This window comes from Actinoplanes sp. NPDC048967, from assembly GCF_040649415.1.
Classification (GTDB): Bacteria; Actinomycetota; Actinomycetes; order Mycobacteriales; family Micromonosporaceae; genus Actinoplanes.
In genome coordinates this window covers 271,103-289,819 of the sequence record NZ_JBEZFL010000011.1, presented here as the reverse complement: position 1 = coordinate 289,819, position 18,717 = coordinate 271,103, and the positions used below count along the sequence as shown (strand labels likewise).

Below are 18,717 nucleotides of genomic sequence, written 5' to 3'. Positions count from 1 at the left end.
CGGGGCCCACACTGCCTGGCGATGACTTTCCACGAATCGGCCCGGACCATCGCCGGGCAGCTGCAACGCGGCCTCGGCCGGGGCGCTCGCGCGGTCCGGGACCCGGCGCTCGTCGAGGCCTGCCTACGGCGGCAGTACGCCTGGGACTGGCAGGTCGATTCACGGGATGTCTATCTGGCTCGGCTCGTGCGGGACCTCGGCCTGCCGGTCCAGCCGATCCTGGCGCGGCTGTACGCCGAGGAGCCGGAGTTCACCGTCTCTCTCGGTGTGCTGGCCTGTCTGGAAGCGGCCGGAATCGAGGAAGTGGTCGCCGGTGTCCGCGACTACATCGAGCGCGGGCGGCGCGGACCGGAGGTGCTCGAACACATCGATCGGGAGCCGCCGGCGCCGCGGAGTGCGCCGCCGCCGCCGCACCTGGCCTGGTCGAACGGCGAGCTGCTGGCCGTGCTGCGCGCTCCGGCACCCCGGTCGCTCCACCGGTCGGTGCTGCGTGAACTGGCGCGGCGCCCCGGTGAGCCGGAGCTGCTCGACGTGCTGAACACAATGGACACCGCTGGGCTCGGCGGTGCCATCGTCCGGGCCGTCGCGCAACTGGGCAGTGTCGCGGTGCCGGCCGCCCGGCGCTGGGCCGCAGCCGAAGGCCCGCTGCGGCAAGCGGCCGTTTCCATCCTCGCTGCCCACGGCGACGAGGCCGACGTGCCGGTGCTGCTGGCCGAGGTCGTCCGCCTCGACAGCACACCGGACCAGCTCTGCGGGTACGACGAGCTGGTCACCGGCCTGGCCCGGATCGGTGGCCCGGTCGCCGCGATCCTGCGCCGGCTCTGGCTCACTCCGCACAGCTATGAACGTGCGAGCTATCTGCGGGCGTACCGGATCGCCGACCCGGCGGTCGCAGAAAGTCTGCTCGTCGAAGGGCTGTGGGACTGCGAGGAGGGCGTCCGCCGAGTGGCCGCCGAGCACGTGGCGCTTGACGCCGAGACCCGCGAGCGGCTGGGTTACCTGCGCGACGACCCGATGGAGGACGCCGGTGTGCGCGGCGCCGCAGCCGCCCGGCTGGAAAGCTGAGGGGCATGGCTTCCTACGTGGTGACCGGCGGTGGACGAGGCGTCGGCCGGGCCGTGGTCGAGCGGCTGGCCGGCGAGCACGACAGCGTGGCCGTGCTCGAATTCGATCCGGCGGCGCTGGATTGGGTCCGTGACCATCCGGCCGCCGGGCGGATCCTGCCGGTCATCGGTGACGCCGCCGACCCGGCGGTTGCCGAGCAGGCCGCCGCCGTCGCCGCGGCGGCCGGACCGCTCGCCGGCTGGGTCAACAACGCCGCCGTGTTCCGCGACGCGTGGCTGCACGAGGTGCCGCCGGCCGAGCTGCTCGCGCTGATCGGCCGCAACCTCGACCCGGTGGTGGTCGGCAGCGCGGCGGCGGTCCGGCACTTCCTGCCGCAGGGCACCGGAGCGATCGTCAACGTCTCGTCCCATCAGGCGCAACGCCCGGTCCGGGGCGCGCTGGCCTACGCCACCGCCAAGGCCGCGATCGAGGGGCTGACCCGGGCGCTGGCCGTCGATTACGGACCCCATGGCATCCGGGTGAACGCGGTCGCGCTGGGCTCGATCGCCACCGAACGGTCCGACGAATACGTGGCCGGGCTGGACGAGGCCGGGGCCGGGCATTTCGCGCGCGAGATCCGGCTGCTGCATCCCGTGGGGCGGCTCGGGCGGGTGACCGAGGTCGCCGACGCGGTGGCGTTCCTGCTGTCGCCGGCGGCCTCCTTCGTCAACGGGGCGGTGCTCCCGGTCGACGGGGGCCGCGCCGCCCAGGGGCGCGACCCCGAAGAGGCTTGATAGTGATCGTCATCAATTGCCGAACACTCAATGCTTCTTTATGGTTACGAAAGGTGAAGTCTCTGGCGAGGGGTGTTCTGCTTGAAAACGGGTCTGACGCAGTCGTTGCTTCCCCCTGACCTGCGGCAACGAATGGCGGACCTGCTGCCCGACGGGAGGACGGTCACCTACCCGCCCAAAGAGAAGATTTTCGGAGAGGGCGACGAGTCCACCCACATCGCGATCATCCTCCGCGGTGTCGTGAAAATTACCGCTTCCACTGCCACGGGCCGAGAGGCACTGCTTGGCCTGCGCGGTGCGGGCGAAATCGTAGGTGAGCTCGCAGCACTCTACGGCAGCCCGCGGTCGGCGACCGTGCGAGCACTGAGCGGCGTTGAAGCCCGTTTGATCGCCGCGTCGGTGTTTCAGCAGCGGCTGCGTCAGGACCCGGATGCGTTGTTCGCTGTGCTGGCCGCCGTGATCGGGCGCCTGCGGGAGTCGGATCGGCGCCGGCTCGAGTTCACCGGATTCGACGTGCTGGAACGAGTGTCCCTCCTGCTTGCTGAGCTAGCGCTCACCCACGGAGAAGTCTCCGCCGAGGGGGCAGTGACCATCGGCCTGCGGCTGTCCCAGGAGGAGGTGGCGGGTGCTACGGGAGCGTCTCGAGAAGCTGTCGCCAAGGCGCTTCGTCAACTGCGCGACCGCGGGGTGGTCACGACCGCGCGCCAGCGGATCGTCGTGCTCAGCGTGAAGGCACTGAGGCCACGTCTCTGAACCGGTATTTCTGCACAGACGTCTGCCGTCACCGGAGATAGACACATCGCAGTGCCTATCTCGGAGGAGCGACACTCATGGCGGTACCGCACCATTTCTCCATCGTCGTCCTTGATGTTGAGGGGTCCGGAGAGCTGACCGGGCCGGAGAAGGAACTGGTCAGACGAGACCTCTATGCCATCTTGAGCCGTGCATTGGAGTTGAGCGGCGTCGGCGCGGCCTCGGTACGCAAGGAGGACCGCGGGGACGGCGTCTATCTGCTCATCTCGGCCGATGTCTCCAAGCGATTGCTGATCGACCCGTTCATCGCCGCCCTGGACGACGAACTGGGCGAGCGCCCAGTCGGCCAGCCGGGTCTGCGGCTACGCCTCGTCGTGCACCACGGTGAAGTACTGCTGGACGAGCAAGGATCAAGCGGCGGGGCTGTCGACACGGCATTCGCGATGGTGGACTCCCCCCAACTTCGCGAGGCACTGCGAAGTGCGAAGCGAGGACGGATAGCGGTCGTGGTGCCGGACGATCTGTACCTCAGTGTCGTGCGTGGCTATCCAAGGCCCGATCCGCAGCGGTTCCGCATGCGACAGCTCGAAACCAAGAGGGGCCGGCTGCGCACCTGGGTGACCGTGCTCGGCGCAACCGAGCAACCCGGCAGCAGCGCGGGCGATGCGAGCACGTCGGAGCTGCATGTCTCTCACCCGCAACCATCCATGCACGTCGGTGACAACAACTCCGTCGGGACGAATGCCGGCGGGTTCGTCGGCCGCAGCTCGGGGACTGTGACGTTCGGCGCCGCCTCGCGCGACCCCGGCGGCGACCGATGAGTGGGGACGAGCGCGTGGAGCCGGTCCAGGGAGCGCAACCCTCAGCCGACGACGGTGTGACGACGACAGCCGGCGAAAAGACATCGGACGATGACTCCGCACAGGGCCGGGACCGCGTATCCGCGGGACTGTTGGATGGTGCGGATGCTCTCGCTGCTGGCTCTCGCGCACTGGCCGAAGCTTCCCGTACCTTCCGGCTGCAGACCAATCAACAAATCAACATTTTCGGTACGCCCGACGGTGCGCGACCGTTCTCCGTCACCGCCTTGTCTGCTGACACTCTTTCACGGGTCCGTGGTTCCTTCGTGCAGTCGAACGACTACCCTGCGTTGTGGGACCGCTTGCTTGATCAACATCTGGTGGTGCTCAGCGGCGGCCCGGGCCGCGGGAAGCGCCACGCCGCGATGCACGCGCTGGACGCGGTCTGTGACGGCCGCGTGCATGAACTGACCGCTCGCGGCATGGCCGAGCTGACGGTTGCCGAATTGTCCGAGGACACCGGCTACCTCTGGACCGGCCTGGCGGACAACGTCGTCGCCGAGGCGCATGAAGCCGAACTGCTGCGGGAAGCTCTGCGGACACGCCGCTCGCGCATGGTCGTCATCTGGCCGGCCAGTGCGACGTGGCCATTTGAGCTCGATGAGCTGCGCCAGTTGTTCACAGCTACGCCGGATCTTTCGGCCGTCCTGAGACAGCACCTGCAGGCGGGTCTCGACGAAGATCCACGGACGACCTCCGCAGTGGCCTCGCTGCTCGATGATCCGCTGGTGGCGGAGGCACTTGCCCGGCTCGCCGGTGCCGAGGAGGCTGCGCGGCTGGGCGCCGCACTGCGCGACGTGGTTCGCGACGGCGGCTCTCCGGCGGATGTCCTGAACCGGTTCGCCGCTTCGGCGGAGCAGACCAGCGAATGGTTCGCCACGTTGAAACAGCGTGAGGACCGCGCGTTCGCACTCGCGCTGGGAGCGCTCGACGGCCTGTCCTTCCCGACAGTTGTCGCTGGTGCCCGCCGTTTGGACGAGATGCTGCAAGCCGCCGAAGATCCGGAAGGCAGGATCTTCATCAGGCCGGTTGAGCGTCCGGCACATCCGTTGCTGAAAGCGGTGAACGCGCGAAGAGCCGCGGGTGAGCTGGAGCGAAGCTACGGCAAGGTGCCCGTAACGGTGGTGCGTTCCAACCGGGAGGACTTCCCCCGGCGCATGCTCACCGCGTTGTGGCAAGAGTTTCCATATCTGCAGGAGATCTATCTCGAGTGGCTGGGTCATCTGGTGGGAAGCGACGATCCCTACGTACGAGATCGGGCGGCGGTCGTCACCGGACTTCTGGCGGAACACGACTTCGACTTCATTCGCGTACGTGTCCTTCTCGAGTGGGCTGGAAACGAGAGGTCCGATGTGCGCCGCGCGGCCGGGGTTGCGCTCCGGGCTTCCGCCCTCAGTGGCACGCTCAAGGAGATCGTTTGGGAACTGCTCGACGACTGGGCGTCGCCGGGGGGTACGCCGAAGACTGCCGAGAACAACCGGAGGTTGACCGCTGCCGCGGCGCTCGGCGACCCCGTCGGTGGGACCGACTGTCGGCGGGCTCTGGACATCATCAACCGCCGCTTGCTCGACCGGCAGCCCGGGTCTTATCCCGATCGGCGCATCCTTGCGACGGCGCGGGCAGTGGTCGAACTCTTCGGCGATGGCAGCTCCACGCAGAGTGTCATGGTGCTCGAGCAGATGGTGGACTGGATCGACAAGAAGGAGATCGGACCGCACAACGTCGCCGTCGGCGCTCTGATCGGTATCGTCGGCAGGTCACCCGATGCGGGCGACGGCGAAGGCCGCCGCATCCCTCCCGTTCTGCGGGCCGCAGTAGTCGAGCCTGAAAATCTTCCACGCATCGCATATTTGTGGCGTCGCGCGCTGGACGACCGGCTGATGGGTCCGGCGACTCTCCGGGCCCTGCGCCAACTCGCTGAACACGTCGACGTGGAAAGCGCTGAGGAGCGCACGCTCGTCGAGCTTGTCCGCACTCTGCCGGAAACAGCGCGGGAACTGCGGACTCTTGTCTTCGAAGCACGGCAGTGGACGCGGGAAGAATCGCACGCGCCGATTCTCGACCGGCTTCTGACCGCCTTGAGCAACGATGGAGAATGCCGATGAACGTTTCCGAGACCATCGACCCGATCATCGGCGAGTCTGTGCTACCGCTGTTCACCCTCGGCGCTCCGGTGAACATGATGACCGGCCATGCCGTTCTGGTGTACCTGTCGCGCACGGGGTCTGGACGTCCTGACGTCAGGATCGGGAACCCGCCGCCTCTGCGGGAACGTATCAAGCGGCGCTACTGGCGTTTCGAGGTGGATACCGCGATGCATGCCACGTCGGTGAGCCTTACGCTACCGGCGGCCGAGGAGACCACCGTTTTCACGGCCCGGGTGAATCTCACCTGGACGATCAGCGATCCGGCGCAGGTGGTCCTCTCGGGCATCCGGGACTTCCGGCCGGTCATCTGGGGTTTTCTCGACCACCTGCTACGGGGCATCAGCAGAAGGCACCGGATCGAGACCGCAGGCATCGCCGAACAGGACATGAACGATTGCCTGGAACGCAAGATTCAGGACATCGGCCAAGGGGTGCGGCTGAACCTCCTGTCAGTGAACGTCCAATGCGATGAAGCCGCTGGGCGACACATCGCCGCCCGCATCGATTCGGAGCGGACGCGCGAATTGGCCGTCCTGCGAGGGGTGTTGGAACGCGGACAGGAAGAGCACCGGATCCAGGCCGAGCGGATTCGCGCAGAGCACACTCATCAACTCGAGGCGATGGCGTCCCGGCACGAACTGGCGCTCAAAGATCAGCGGGTGGCGTTCTACCGCACCGCTGTCGCCGAGGGCGGCTACAACGTCGTGATGCTGCACCTGCTCGAACACCCCAACGACATCAAGACCGTCGTGGACATGCTGCATGCCGGTCAGAAGGACGAGTACGAGCGAGCTCGGCAGATCTTGCAAGACCTGCTCACCAACAATCTGATCAATCAGGCGGACGCCGAGCCGATGCGGGAGTACGCCATCAGCAGACTGCAGTCGGCGTTCGATATCGGGGCCATGCCCACCAAGATCACCGCCGTGCATGAGAAGACCAAGACGGTGACAGAGACGGAGCGTAAGAAGCTGATCAAGGAGTGAACCAAGCGGTCACGCCGAGCCAGAGCAGTACAGTTGCCAGCGTGAGGAAGGTCGCGACAGTTGCGCGGTGCAGCCAGCGGTACTTCGCCATCGCGATCGATGCGAGGTCCGATGCTTGCCGCCAGACCTGTTCGTGCTGCCCGGCCGGGGACGGCGTGGTCAAGACATCTAACGCCGACATCGTCGCGAGGGCCGGAAAGGCAATGCGGCTGCCAGCGGCAGTCGGGCGGGACAGACGGGGAACCTGCCCGGCTACCAGCAACCCCGCCGAAGCCAGAACCAACCCCAACCCTACGGTGAACACCACCATCGGTACGAGGTCAGCCGTGCCGGCTGCTCGTCGGTTGGCCAGAACCGTAACGGCGAGGGCCTGTACGGCGGCCAGGGCGCCGGCTTTGGTGTCGGCGTACCGAATGGATTGGTTGATCTCCGTAACCGTGTGGAGGCCGATCGACAGGTCCTGCTGGAGGGCCGTCACCGAGGACACCTTGCGACGCTGAGTTCGTGGAATCGCCATGTGTCTATGGCACCGGGTCTTCCCCTGAACGTCTGTGTACGACTACCTTTACCGGTCCTCTGTGACGAGGCTCGCCGTGGTGAACGGTTCGCGGCGGGCGCGCATGTCGGCGTACGTGGTCACCAGCAGCGGGGCCAGAACCACGTAGCTCACCGCGTAGTACGCCGTCTGCAGCAGCGTGTTGATCACCGTGGCCGTGCTGTTCGGGGTGGTGTAGCTGCCGCCGAGCGTCACGTCGACCAGTGTGGTCACCAGCGTCAGGAGCAGGCTCGCGCCCACGCTCAGGCCGAAGATCGTCGCGATGCGGGCCACCGAGACGCCGATGCTCGCGTGGAAGAGCTGGAAGCAGCGGCCGATGCCGTTGCCGCGTTCCAGCAGGACCACCACCGACAGCACGGTCAGGGCCGCGCCCACGTAGAACACCGGGAAGAAGCACAGCACCGTCGCGACGATCAGCACCGGGATCGCCAGCAGGTACCAGCCGAGCAGCGCCGGGAGGCGTTTCGCCGCGGCCAGCAGGGCCGGGCCCACCAGGTTGCCGGTGCGGCCGGTGGCGGTGAACACCGCCACCTGCTGGTTGGCCAGCTGGCCCAGCATGTAGAAGAGGCCGGCCACGACGGCGGCCGGCAGCAGCACGGTCAGCCCGGCGAAGAACAGGGAGAAGTCCGGTCGGGTGCCCGCGTCGACCGACGCCTGCAGGCTCTCCTGCGCCACCCGCTGCTCGTCCTGGAAGGCCAGCATGGCCGGGAGCAGCAGCACCAGCGCCGGGAGTGAGACGATCAGCTGGATCACCGCCATCGGCCGCCACGCCGCCTTGAGCAGCCGGAAGCTGCGCCGCCACCAGCCGTTGAAGTCGTTGCTGACCAGCGGGTCGGCCGGATCGAAGCCGACCTGCTGCGGGTAGGGATAGGGATAGGGGTACGGCTGCTGGGGCTGCGCGTCCCAGCCCTGCCAATCACCCTGCGACATGAATCCCCCCTCCAGGCGTCGAAACCATAGCGGTGCCGGTGCCTCCCGCGCCGCCCCGTTGTGCTGCGGACATCGGATAACCTGCGAAGAATGTCCGCGCCGCAGGTTGAGTCGCCCACCGTCATCCGGGACCGGGCCGTCTCCGTCGCGGATTACCTGCTCGCCGTTCGCGCGCACATGGAACGTCCCGCGCGGACGCTGCCCGCTGACGCGTACCGGATGGATGCCCTGCCGGAGCACCCGGCGTGCTCGATCGGACCGGGCGCGGACGGCCCCGGCTGGCTGCGGGTCGGCCTGCCGGACCCGCCGGCCGCGGTCGCGGTGCCCGCCGAGCTGCGCCGCCGGCTCAACGAGATCAGCCCGACCGACGAGCCCAAGGCCGACGGCGAGGAGTTCGAGACCTGGCGGGACGAGGTGTGGCGGCCCTGGTCGATCGCCAGCGCCGAGGCCGAGCGAGCCCGGGTGCTGCACCGGCAGCTGTTCGACCTCATGCACCAGGTCGACATGGCCGCCGCCGGCACCGAGCTGGTCTGGGGCCACGGCGTCCTGGACACCGTCATCAACGGCCAGCGGGTCCGCTATCCGCTGGTGGCGACGCCGGTGCTGATCGAATACGACCCCGACCGCTCGATGATCACCGTGTCCCCGCAGGGTCCGTCTCGGCTGCAGACCGACGCGCTGGCCGGGCTGGACGAGCGCTACCTCGGCCAGCTCCTGGGCCTGGCCGGGCCGGCCGGCACCCTGGAGGTCGACCTCTGGGACGATCTGGAACGCCGCGAGCTGTTCGAGCGGGCCCTGGGCCGGCTCGGCTACGACCGGCGGGTCGTCGCGCCCGGCGAGACCGCCATCGGCTCGCACATCGTCGACACCGGCGTGCTGTTCGCCCGGCCGCGGCAGCGACTGCTGCGCGGCTTCCTGGAGAGCCTGCGCGACCGGCTGCTCGCCGGCGACACCACCAGCATCGGCGCGCTGGCCGCGATCGTCGCGCACGAGCCCAGCAAGCTGCGGATGCCCGACGACCGGCCGGAGGACTGGCACCGGGTGGGGGAGCGGCTGCTCATGCCGCTGCCGACCAACGAGGCCCAGGAGTCGATCGCCCGCCGGCTCGCGCTGCACCGCAACGTGGCCGTACAGGGCCCGCCCGGCACCGGCAAGACCCACACGATCCGCAACCTGATCTGCCACTTGATGGCCAACGGCAAGCGGGTGCTGGTCGTCGCGCAGAAGGAGGACCCGCTGCGGGTGCTCCGCGACGGGCTGCCGGCCGAGGTGCAGGCACTCTGCCTGGCCGTGCTGGGCCGCACCACGGACCAGCTCGTGCAGCTCCAACTGGCCGCCCGGGAGTTGTCCGACCGGGCCGCCACGCTGGATCAGCACGCCGAGGCGGGCCGGGTGGAACGGCTCACCCGGCGGCTCGAGGACGCCGAGCAGGATCTGGCGGCGGCGCTGGGTGGGCTGCGGGCGATCGCGGAGAACGAGGCTGCGACGTACCGGATCGACGACGTGCGGCTCTCGCCCGCCGAGGTCGGCGCCTGGCTGCGGGAGCGGGCCGCCGCGCACGGTGGCATCCCCGACCCAGTCTCTCCGGCCGACCGGCCGCCGCTGTCCGCGGACGAGTTCGCCGCTCTGCTGCAGCTCGCCGCGCGGATCTCGCCGGCCGACCGGGCGGCCGCGCTGCGCCCGCTGCCGGAGGTCGCGGCGCTGCCGGACGCGGCTACCGCCAGACAGGCGCGGGCCGAGCGGGAGTCGGCCGCCGACCGCGTCGCCCGCCTGGAGGCGGCCGGGGTCGACACCGACGCGGTACGCACGCAGGGCGCGAGTGCCGTCGCTGAGCTGCTCGACGGCCTGCGGGACGCGGTCGCGTGGCTGCACCGCCGGGAGGGCACCTGGACCGATCGGCTCGGCCGGCTGCTGTCCGACCCGCACTGGGCGACCCTGTGGACCGACCACGTGACCGCGACCGAGGAGCTGCAGCGCACCCTGGCCGAGCTGGCCCGCGCCCTCGGCGGGCACCGGGTCACCGCCTCGGAGGCGCTGGCCGCGGAGCCGAAGAGGCTGCTGATCGGCCTCGGCGAACTGCGTGAACGGTTCGCCGCGGGCCGGGGTGTCAACCGGATCCTGCAGGGCGGCCTGTGGCGCATCGCCGACGAGGTCCGGGTCGACGGCGAGGCCCTGCGCACGGTCGAGGACGTGGACCTGGCGGCCGCTTGGGTGCGGCGGGGGCAGGCCCGGCGGCGGCTCGGCGAGCACTGGGCCGAGTGGATCCAGCGGCTGGCCATCCCGGAACGCCCCGGCGACCCGGAGGTGTGGGCCGGCACGCTGCTGGCCGAGGCCGCCCAGTCGCTGGGCTGGGACGCCCGGCAGTGGCCCGAGCTGTCGGCGCGGCTGCGGGTGCTCGTACCCCAGGAGGAGCTGGAGCTCGACGCGGCCCGGCTGGCCGAGGTCTCGGCCCTGCTCGACGCCTCGTCCAACCACCCCACCACCACCCTTGACCGGACTGAAGGCGGCCTCCTGGACGTTTTTCAGCTGGATGAGCTGGACGCCGCGGACCGCGCGGTCGCGGATGCCCTGGTGCCGTGGCCGCCGCTGGCCGCCGCCTGGTTCGCGCCTGACCTGGACCAATGGGACGCGCTGGTCGCCGAGGCCCGCCGGCTCGCGGCGCTGCGGCCCGACGTGCAGCGGTACGTGGACCTGCGCGACCAACTGGCGGAGGTGGCCCCGGAGTGGGCCGCCCAGGTCGACGCGGGCCTGGTGCCGGCCGTGTCCGGTCCTCTCTGCCTGCGGGCCTGGCAGTGGCGGCAGGCTCAGACGTGGTTCGACCAGGTCGTCGGCAGCGTGGACCCGGCCGTGCTGAACCGCCGGGTCGAGCTGGCCCGTGACAAGATCCGGCGGCTCACCGGTGACCTGGTGGTCGCGTCCGCGTGGCTCGAGGTCTCCCGCGCCCTCGACGACCGGCGGCGGGCCGCGCTGGCCGACTGGACCACCGCCCTGCGCAAGATCGGCAAGGGTACGGGCCGCAGCGCGGCAGCCTGGCAGGCGCACGCCCAGCGGGCCATGGAGTCCGCCGTCGAGGCCGTGCCGGTCTGGGTCATGTCGGTGGACCGCGCGATCGAGCAGTTCGCCGGGGGCGCGCACTTCGACGTGGTGATCGTGGACGAGGCGTCGCAGGCCGACCTGTTCGCGCTGCCGGTGCTGTCGCTGGCCGAGCGGGCCGTGGTGGTCGGCGACGACCAGCAGATCGGCCCGCAGCTCGGCTTCGTCGGCTCGGTCGCCGGGCTCATCCACAGCCACCTGGACGACGTGCCGTCGGCCGAGCACTTCGACCCGGAGTCGTCGCTCTACGACCACGCGGTGCGGCGCTCGCCGGAACGGATCCTGCTCACCGAGCACTTCCGCTGCGTGCCGCAGATCATCGAGTTCTCGTCCCGGCACTACTACGACGGCAAGATCCAGCCGCTGCGCGCGGACCGGGCGGTGCATGCCCCGGTGCGGCCGGTGTTCGTCCCGGACGGGACCCGGCAGCCGCTGCCGCCCTACGGAGACGTCAACGTCGCCGAGGCTGAGGCCCTGGTGGCGCAGGTGTCCGCCCTGGTGGCCGATCCGTCGTATGCCGGTAAGACGATCGGAGTCATCAGCCTGCTCAGCACCAGCGGACAGGCCACCTACCTGCTGTCGCGGATCCGCGAGGCGATCGGCGAGGACGAGATGGAGGCGCGGCGGCTGCGGGTCGGCGACGCGTACACCTTCCAGGGCGACGAACGCGACGTCGTGCTCGTGTCCATGGTGGTCTCCGACAACGACGGCCGGCCCTCGGCGTTCACCAAACGCGAGTACCACCGCCGGATCAACGTGGCCGCCTCCCGCGCCCGCGACCAGCTCTGGATCTTCTATTCGGTCCGGCCGTCGTCGCTGCTGGCCGACGACGCGCGGGCGCTGCTGCTGAACTACGCGCTGAACCTGCCGGTGCAGACCACCGCACCGGACCTGGAACTGCTCTGCGAGAGCGACTTCGAACGCGAGGTGCTGCGCCGGCTGGTCCAGCGCGGCTACCGGCCGACCCCGCAGTTCCGGATCGGCGGCTACCGCATCGACTTCGTGCTCAACGCCCCGGACGGGCGCCGCCTGGCCATCGAGTGCGACGGGGACGCGTACCACGGGCCGGAGCAGTGGGAGAGCGACATGCGCCGGCAGGCGGTGCTGGAACGGGTCGGCAACTGCGTCTTCGTCCGGATCCGTGGCAGCATCTTCGCCCGCGAACCGGAAGCAGCTCTGCGCCCCCTCTGGCAGCGCATCGAGGAGCTCAACGTGGCACCGTTCCGAAGCGGCGGCGATACTCCGTCGGGGTCAGACCCGTCTCCCGGCGCAGCAGAGCCCGCAGGTTAGTCGCGGTGCCCAGGCCCGTGCGCCGGGCCACCACCTCGGGGCGGGACTCGCCGCGTTCGAGCAGCCGGCAGGCCAGGGCGACGCCTTCGCCGGTCAGCCAGGCCAGCGGCGTCGTGCCCAGCTCGGCGCGGAACCGGCGGTGCAGGGTCGCCTGGCTGATCGCCGCGTGCCCGGCCAGGTCGGCCACGGTCAGCGGCTGGTCCAGGTGCTCCTGCACCCAAGCCAGCAGCGGTGCGAGGGACTCGTCGCGGGTCGCCGGCACCGGGCGTTCCACGAACTGGCGCTGGCCGCCGTCGCGGTGGGCGGCGAAGACCAGGCGGCGGCTGACCGCGTTGGCGACCTCGGCGCCGAAGTCGCGGCGGACCACGTGCAGGCCCAGGTCCAGCGCCGCCGCGCTGCCCGCGGCGGTGAGGATGTCACCGTCGTCGACGAACAGGACGTCCGGTTCGAGGGTCACGGCCGGGAACCGGGTGCGGAAGTCGTCGGCCCACTGCCAGTGCGCGGTGGCCCGGCGGCCGTCCAGCACGCCCGCCTCGGCCAGCGTGAAGGCCCCGCTGCAGAAGCCGATCAGGCGGGCGCCGCGAGCGTGGGCACGGCGGATCGCCGCCAGCACCGCCGGGCGCCGGGGCACCTCGACGTCGGGGCGGTTCGGAACGATCAGGGTGTCGGCCTGCTCGGCTGCTTCCAGCCCGGCCACGCCGGTCAGCGTGTAGAAGCCGTCGCGCATCGGCGTACGGGGGGTGGGGGAGCAGAGGCGGAAGTCGTACAGGTCGCGGCCCAGCTCGGGGCGGCGCAGGCCGAAGATCTCGGTCGCGCAGCCCAGCTCGAACGGGTTGGAGTTGTCGTCGACGACGACCACGACCCGGTGCAAGGAATCTTGCGTCATCCGCGATTCCTAGCACTCCCTGCCTCGGCCGGCCAGCGGCGAGGATGAGCAGATGAGCGACGAACCGATTTCCCTGCGTGCGGCCCTGGCCTCCTTCGACACCCTGTGGAGCCCGCGCATCGTGACCCGGGTCAACGACTACGACGTACGCGTGGCCAAGGTCCAGGGCGAGCACCTCTGGCACACCCACGACAACACCGACGAGTTCTTCCTCGTACTGGACGGCGAACTGCAGATCGCCCTGCGTAACCGTACGGTCGTGCTGCGCCAGGGCGACGTCTTCACCGTGCCGCGGGGCACCGAGCACAAGCCGAGCTCACCCGGCGGCGCCCAGATCATGATGTTCGAACCGACCGGGACGCCGACCGTCGGCGACTGGCACGAGGAGATCCCCGATCACGTGGACGCCACCACCGGCCACCAGCTCGGCGGCTAGGCAGACTCGATCCGGGCCTTCACCCCCGAGTGCTCGGTCAGCAGGTTGAGCAGGGCGGAGCCGTCCAGCAGCTCGACCGGGCGGCCCGCCACCGCCTCGTACGCCTCGACCTCGTACCCGTCGACGGCGACCAGGATGCCTTTTGTCGCGCCCGCCGCCGCGACCTCCTCGGCGAGGCCGGCGGCCGTGGCCGCGCTGACCGGCTTGCCGCGTACGGCATAGATCACCACCGCGCCCCCGAACAGTGGCCGGGGATCGGTGGCCAGCCAGCGCGGACCCTCGGCCGCCTGGCCCATCTCCAGTCCCATGTTGCCGAACAGGTCGCCGAGCAACTGCTCGTACTCGGCGGCCGGCAGCGTGGCCAGGTTGGGCCGCTCGTCGATGTCGGCCAGCACGTTGAACTCGCCGGTGAAGTCCTCCCCGGCCTCCCGGTCGAAGTCGATCATCGGGGTCACGCCGTCGAGCTGGTCCGGCTGGGTGGAGAGGCCGGCCGGCAGGTGCTTGACGCAGGCGACCGGATCGACCCGGCGCAGCTTGATCGCGGCGAAGGTGTCCCGGTCGGCCCGTACCGACACCAGGCAGGGCCGGACGAACTGGCCGGTGCGCCGATCGATCGTGTCGACGATGCCGTTGAACAGCACCTCACCCACCAGGGCGCCGCGATCGGCCTCGATGATCTCGTGGATGGTCCGCAGCGCCACCATCGAGATGATCTCCGTGTACCGGCGGCGGATCTCCCCCTCGTCGCGCGGCGCCGCCACCAGGTCGTCGCGGACCCGGTCGTAGCGGTACTCCTTGACGACCGGGATCACCTCGACCGGCGGCAGGTGGTACTCGACCAGCAGGCGGCGCTGCTTCGCCTGGTACGCCAGCCGGAAATGCTGCGGGAAGTCGTCCGGATAGACCGAGTTGCCCAGCACCATCGCGAAGTACTCGACCACGGACGCCGGATCGGCCCCGGCCACGGCCGCCGCGAAGCGGTCCACCTCGGCGTTGTACGAGATCAGCTTCGCCTCGTACCGGCTGCGGTTCTCCTCGTACTGCAGCTCCCGGGCCGCGAGCTGGCGCAGCCGGCGGGTCTCCGCGTCGATCCAGCGCGCCCGCGCGTCCTGGTACGCCCTTTTCGCGGCTTCCACCTGCTGCTGGTGAATCCGCTCACCACCGAGGATCTTGCCCACCCCGCGCGGCTCCGGCGGGGCGAAGCTCTCCCACGCCGGCTCCGGCAGCGCCCGGCCGAGCTTGCCCGGGTCGAACGGCGGCACCCGCACCGGCTTCTTGAACCGGTCCAGGTCGATGTGGTCGTCGACATCCAGGGTGGACAGCAACAGCGAGTCGAGCTCGGACAGCCGGGCCCGGATGTCCGCGTTCGCCGCTGCCGCCTCGGCCGTGCGGGCCTCCGCGTACAACCGGCGGTGTTCGCGTTGCTGCTCCGCGTCAGCGGCTGCCCGCTGGGCGGCCGCGGCGGCCAGGTCGGCATTACGCCTGATCAGCTGGCGCTGCTGCTCGGCGGCAGTCTGTGCCCGTTGCTCGGCGGCAGTCTGGGTCGCGTGCGCCCGCTGCATGTCCCGAATGATGCCCATGCGTCGTCGTCCTCGCTCACGTGTCCGAACAGCCACCATATCCACCGTCTCCGGATCTCGTTACGCGGCGCATGCCTGTCGCGCCTATGCGTGCATGTTGATCGAGGAGAGCGGGTAGGGGTCGCACAAGGTTCCACAGTAAGCACAGCAAGTAACTGTCCGTCATGGATCCGACGGTGACCGGGCTCTCGCCGAGCGCGGCAGCAGGGTCGACCGATCGGCCAAATTACGGCCCTGAACGGTGGAGAACGTGCAGTTCGTTGTTTTGTTGGGCCAGCTGCGAAAACATTGTCGTGGGTGCCCACTGTTACATCGACCTGTGACGGGTCGTAATAGGTCAGGGGCAACGGTTGACCTGGGAGGGAGGTAGCGACGGCGCATGACGGCACCCGAAGAACGCTTTCCGCGTCCCCGCGCGTTGCGCGACCGCCTCTCCCGCCGCCCCCGGCTCACCCCCAACCAGGGCCACCAGCTGCCGCTGCCCGAGCCCCGCACGGCCCCCGACGACGAGGCCTGGTTCACCTACCTGGCCGCCGGCGAGGAGATCGTCTGGTCCGACGCGCTCGCCGGCCTGCTCGGCCGTCCCCCGGGCGGCCACGAGCTGACCCAGCAGATCCTGGCCCGGCACGTGCACGTCGACGACCACGCCAAGGCCCTCGGCGCGATCACCCGCGCCTGGACGGCGCGCGAGCCGGTGCGCACGACGGTACGGCTGATGCGCGAAGACGGTGGCTGGTTCGACGTGGACTGCCGGCTCGAACCGATCATCGGACCGGACAACGCCGTGGTCGGCATCCACGGCTCCCTGCGTGACGTCTCCGCCCGCGAACGCGCCCGCCGTGAAGTGGCCCGGCTGAGCCGCCGCGGCGAGACCGTGCAGGCGTCGGTCGTCGAGAAGGACCCGGCCACCGGCCTGCTGACCCGCGCCCGTTTCGCCGACGAGGTGGACCGGGCGCAGCGCCGCGGTGGCGGGGCGGTGCTGGTCGTCCGCGTCGAGCCGGACCGGGCCGAGGGGATCAGCGCCGACCGGCACGCCGACCTGCTGCAGCGGGCCGCCCGCGTGCTCGAAGGCCTCGCCCGTCCCGACGACCTGCTGGGCCGGGCCGGGCCGAACGAGATCGCCGTCCTGCTGCCCGGCGCATCCTGGGTGATGGCCCGCCGCCAGGCCGACCTGTTCGTCGAGGCCCTGCGCTCGCAGCCGTTCGTGCTGCCGGACGCCTGGCTGCGGGCCCGGGTGTGGGGCGGCCTGGTGCGGTTCCGCGCCGAGGGCGAGGCGGACAGCCAGGATCTGCTGATCGACGCCGAGCAGGCGTGGCGGCAGGCTCGCGACGCGGAACGGCCGCTGACCCTGGTCTCCGACCCGGTGCCGGCCCGCGACCGGCAGGACACCTACCGCGACCGGGTCGCCGACGCGCTGGGCACCGACCGGTTCACGCTGTTCGCCCAGCCGATCCTGGAGCTGCAGACCAACCGGGTGCTGCGGCACGAGCTGCTGCTGCGCGTCCTCGACGAGGCCGACGACCCGCAGTCGCCCGAGCAGGTGCTGCAGATCGCCGAACGCCTCGACACGATCTACGACATCGACCTGTGGGTGGTCGAGCGGGCGATGCAGCTGGCGGCCGAACGCACCGACCTCTGCCTGCAGATCAACCTCTCCGGCCGGTCGGTCGGCGACCCCCGGCTGACCGCTGAGGTCGAGGCCCTGATCGAGCGGTACGCGGTGAACCCCGAACAGCTGACGTTCGAGATCACCGAGACGGCCCTGATCGGCAACCTGAGCGAAGCGCGGCACTTCGCCGACCGGATCCGCGACCTGGGCTGCCAACTGGCCCTGGACGACTTCGGCTCGGGCTACGCGTCGTTCCGCTACCTGCGGCTCTTCCCGATCGACCTGGTCAAGATCGACGGCGAGTACGTGGTCGACCTGGTGCGTAACCCGGAGGACCAGGTGCTGGTCCGGGCGCTGGTGCAGGTCTGCCAGGCGTACGGCATCCACACGGTGGCCGAGTACGTGCAGGACGAGGCGACGCTGCGGATGCTGCGCGAGATGGGCGTCGACTTCGTGCAGGGCTACCTGATCGGCCGGCCGGCGCCGGTGGAGGAACTGCGGCCGGCGACCCGGCTGCGGCGTTCAAACTTGCAGTGATCCGGGTACGTGGGTGCCATGGAGCACTACACGATCGCCACCGTTGCCGAGAAGAACCCGGACTTCCGCCGCGTGCTGTGGACGGGCAAACACACCCAGCTCGTGATCATGACGATCCCGCCGGGCGGCGAGATCGGTGAGGAGGTCCACGAGGTGGACCAGATCCTCACGTTCGTGAGCGGCGTGGGTGAGGCCAAGGTCAGCGGCCAGACCCGCAAGGTCAGCCAGGGCGACCTGGTGGTGGTACCGGCCGGGCACAAGCACAACTTCACCAACGAGGGCCCGAACCCGCTGGTGCTGTACACGGTCTACGGGCCGCCGGAGCACGCCGAGGGTGCGGTGCACAAGACCAAGGACGAGGCGGATGCGCTGGAAGAGGCCGGTAAGGACGAGCCGCCGGCTTCCTGAGCTCGCCGCCCTCCGGGGCGAGGTGTTCATGCATCGGATCCAGGGACGGCCGCGCTGAGCGTGACGCGCAGGCCGTCTCTTTCCGTGCCCGCGGTAGGAGCCCCGCCGGCCGGGGCGACACAGCGCCGGGGCCGGCCGAGGCCCCCCAGCCAGCCGGTCCCGGCGCCGTGCCGGAAGGGAAAAGTCTCCACGCACTTTACCCTTGAGGCTTCAATGAAGTCGATCGACCTGCCCGAATGTTCTTGCCCTGTTTCCCGAAGGTTGGGGTGCGGCGGGACGCCGATCCCGGCCCCGGGGCAGCTTGCTGGGAACCCCGTTAACTAATCTGCTGCCATGGACGAGCCACGGTGGTTGACCGAAGAGGAACAGCAGGCGTGGCGCCGGTTCATCGAGGTGCTGGTCAAGCTGCCGGCCGCGCTCGAGGGTCAGCTGCAGCGGGACGCGGGCCTGACCCATATGGGCTATCTGGTGCTGGCCACACTGTCCGAGCGGGACGACCGCCGTCTGGCGATGAGCCGCCTGGCGCGCAAGGCCAGCGCCTCACTGTCCCGCCTGTCGCACGTGGTCGCCCGGCTGGAGGCGCAGGGCCTGGTTCGCCGGGAGCGTGACCCCGAGGACGGCCGCGTTCAGATCGCGGTGCTGACCGACGATGGTTTCGCGAAGATCGTGGGGGCGGCGCCCGGTCACGTGGACGCTGTGCGGCACCTGGTCTTCGACCGGCTGACCCCGGCCCAGATCCGTCAGCTCAGCAAGCTCTGCGACGCCCTCCTGGAAAACCCCGCCCCCGCCGAGAAGCCCTGCTCCTGAG

15 protein-coding genes are annotated in these 18,717 nt (G+C 70.1%); 11 read left to right on the top strand and 4 right to left on the bottom strand.

The genetic code is table 11. The features are described 5' to 3' along the window. Window positions 1–21: 21 nt before the first annotated feature. The 6 genes from AB0C12_RS37710 to AB0C12_RS37685 all read left to right on the top strand — a co-directional run bounded on the left by AB0C12_RS37710 (window position 22) and on the right by AB0C12_RS37685 (window position 6,584). Window positions 22–1,065 (top strand): hypothetical protein, encoded by a 1,044-nt coding sequence (locus AB0C12_RS37710; protein WP_360555258.1) that lies wholly within the window; start codon window positions 22–24, stop codon window positions 1,063–1,065. Window positions 1,066–1,070: 5 nt separating this feature from the next. After that, complete coding sequence (locus AB0C12_RS37705) at window positions 1,071–1,838, top strand: SDR family oxidoreductase (RefSeq protein WP_360555256.1); 768 nt, start codon at window positions 1,071–1,073, stop codon at window positions 1,836–1,838. Window positions 1,839–1,919: 81 nt separating this feature from the next. Then, window positions 1,920–2,591: a Crp/Fnr family transcriptional regulator gene (locus tag AB0C12_RS37700; protein WP_360555254.1), complete on the top strand. Its 672-nt coding sequence runs from the start codon at window positions 1,920–1,922 to the stop codon at window positions 2,589–2,591. A 77-nt stretch (window positions 2,592–2,668) separates the two neighbouring features. Next, window positions 2,669–3,412 (top strand): hypothetical protein, encoded by a 744-nt coding sequence (locus AB0C12_RS37695; RefSeq protein ID WP_360555253.1) that lies wholly within the window; start codon window positions 2,669–2,671, stop codon window positions 3,410–3,412. Window positions 3,413–3,426: 14 nt separating this feature from the next. Continuing rightward, window positions 3,427–5,556 carry a hypothetical protein gene (locus AB0C12_RS37690; protein ID WP_360555251.1) on the top strand — a complete coding sequence of 710 codons (2,130 nt, stop codon included), beginning with the start codon at window positions 3,427–3,429 and terminating at the stop codon, window positions 5,554–5,556. Continuing rightward, window positions 5,553–6,584 carry a hypothetical protein gene (locus AB0C12_RS37685; RefSeq protein WP_360555249.1) on the top strand — a complete coding sequence of 344 codons (1,032 nt, stop codon included), beginning with the start codon at window positions 5,553–5,555 and terminating at the stop codon, window positions 6,582–6,584. The genes AB0C12_RS37690 and AB0C12_RS37685 overlap by 4 nt, the downstream gene beginning before the upstream one ends. Here AB0C12_RS37685 and AB0C12_RS37680 read toward each other — a convergent pair. Continuing rightward, window positions 6,574–7,062: a Pycsar system effector family protein gene (locus tag AB0C12_RS37680; protein WP_360555248.1), complete on the bottom strand. Its 489-nt coding sequence runs from the start codon at window positions 7,060–7,062 to the stop codon at window positions 6,574–6,576. The genes AB0C12_RS37685 and AB0C12_RS37680 overlap by 11 nt on opposite strands. 87 nt (window positions 7,063–7,149) lie before the next feature. Further along, window positions 7,150–8,070 (bottom strand): hypothetical protein, encoded by a 921-nt coding sequence (locus tag AB0C12_RS37675; protein ID WP_360555246.1) that lies wholly within the window; start codon window positions 8,068–8,070, stop codon window positions 7,150–7,152. Window positions 8,071–8,160: 90 nt separating this feature from the next. Between AB0C12_RS37675 and AB0C12_RS37670 the strand changes: the two genes are divergently transcribed. Continuing rightward, window positions 8,161–12,453, top strand: a complete 4,293-nt coding sequence (locus tag AB0C12_RS37670; protein WP_360555245.1) for an AAA domain-containing protein — start codon at window positions 8,161–8,163, stop codon at window positions 12,451–12,453. Here AB0C12_RS37670 and AB0C12_RS37665 read toward each other — a convergent pair. Beyond that, entirely contained in the window at window positions 12,371–13,339 is a 969-nt protein-coding gene (locus AB0C12_RS37665) for a helix-turn-helix domain-containing protein (RefSeq protein WP_360555243.1), read from the bottom strand. The genes AB0C12_RS37670 and AB0C12_RS37665 overlap by 83 nt on opposite strands. Window positions 13,340–13,391: 52 nt before the next feature. On the opposite strand from AB0C12_RS37665, the gene AB0C12_RS37660 reads away from it, so the two are divergent. Beyond that, window positions 13,392–13,775: a cupin domain-containing protein gene (locus tag AB0C12_RS37660; RefSeq protein ID WP_360555241.1), complete on the top strand. Its 384-nt coding sequence runs from the start codon at window positions 13,392–13,394 to the stop codon at window positions 13,773–13,775. Here AB0C12_RS37660 and AB0C12_RS37655 read toward each other — a convergent pair. Beyond that, the gene (locus AB0C12_RS37655) at window positions 13,772–15,355 is read right to left on the bottom strand and encodes a restriction endonuclease (RefSeq protein ID WP_360555240.1); all 1,584 of its coding nucleotides are present in this window, start codon (window positions 15,353–15,355) and stop codon (window positions 13,772–13,774) included. The genes AB0C12_RS37660 and AB0C12_RS37655 overlap by 4 nt on opposite strands. A gap of 379 nt (window positions 15,356–15,734) precedes the next feature. Between AB0C12_RS37655 and AB0C12_RS37650 the strand changes: the two genes are divergently transcribed. The 3 genes from AB0C12_RS37650 to AB0C12_RS37640 all read left to right on the top strand — a co-directional run bounded on the left by AB0C12_RS37650 (window position 15,735) and on the right by AB0C12_RS37640 (window position 18,716). After that, a complete protein-coding gene (locus tag AB0C12_RS37650; protein WP_360555239.1) occupies window positions 15,735–17,501 on the top strand; it encodes an EAL domain-containing protein in 1,767 nt (588 codons plus the stop codon). Window positions 17,502–17,519: 18 nt separating this feature from the next. After that, entirely contained in the window at window positions 17,520–17,909 is a 390-nt protein-coding gene (locus AB0C12_RS37645; protein ID WP_360555237.1) for a cupin domain-containing protein, read from the top strand. Between the two features lie 333 nt (window positions 17,910–18,242). Further along, on the top strand, window positions 18,243–18,716 hold the full coding sequence (locus AB0C12_RS37640; protein WP_360555235.1) for a MarR family transcriptional regulator: 474 nt from the start codon (window positions 18,243–18,245) through the stop codon (window positions 18,714–18,716). Window position 18,717 lies beyond the last annotated feature (1 nt).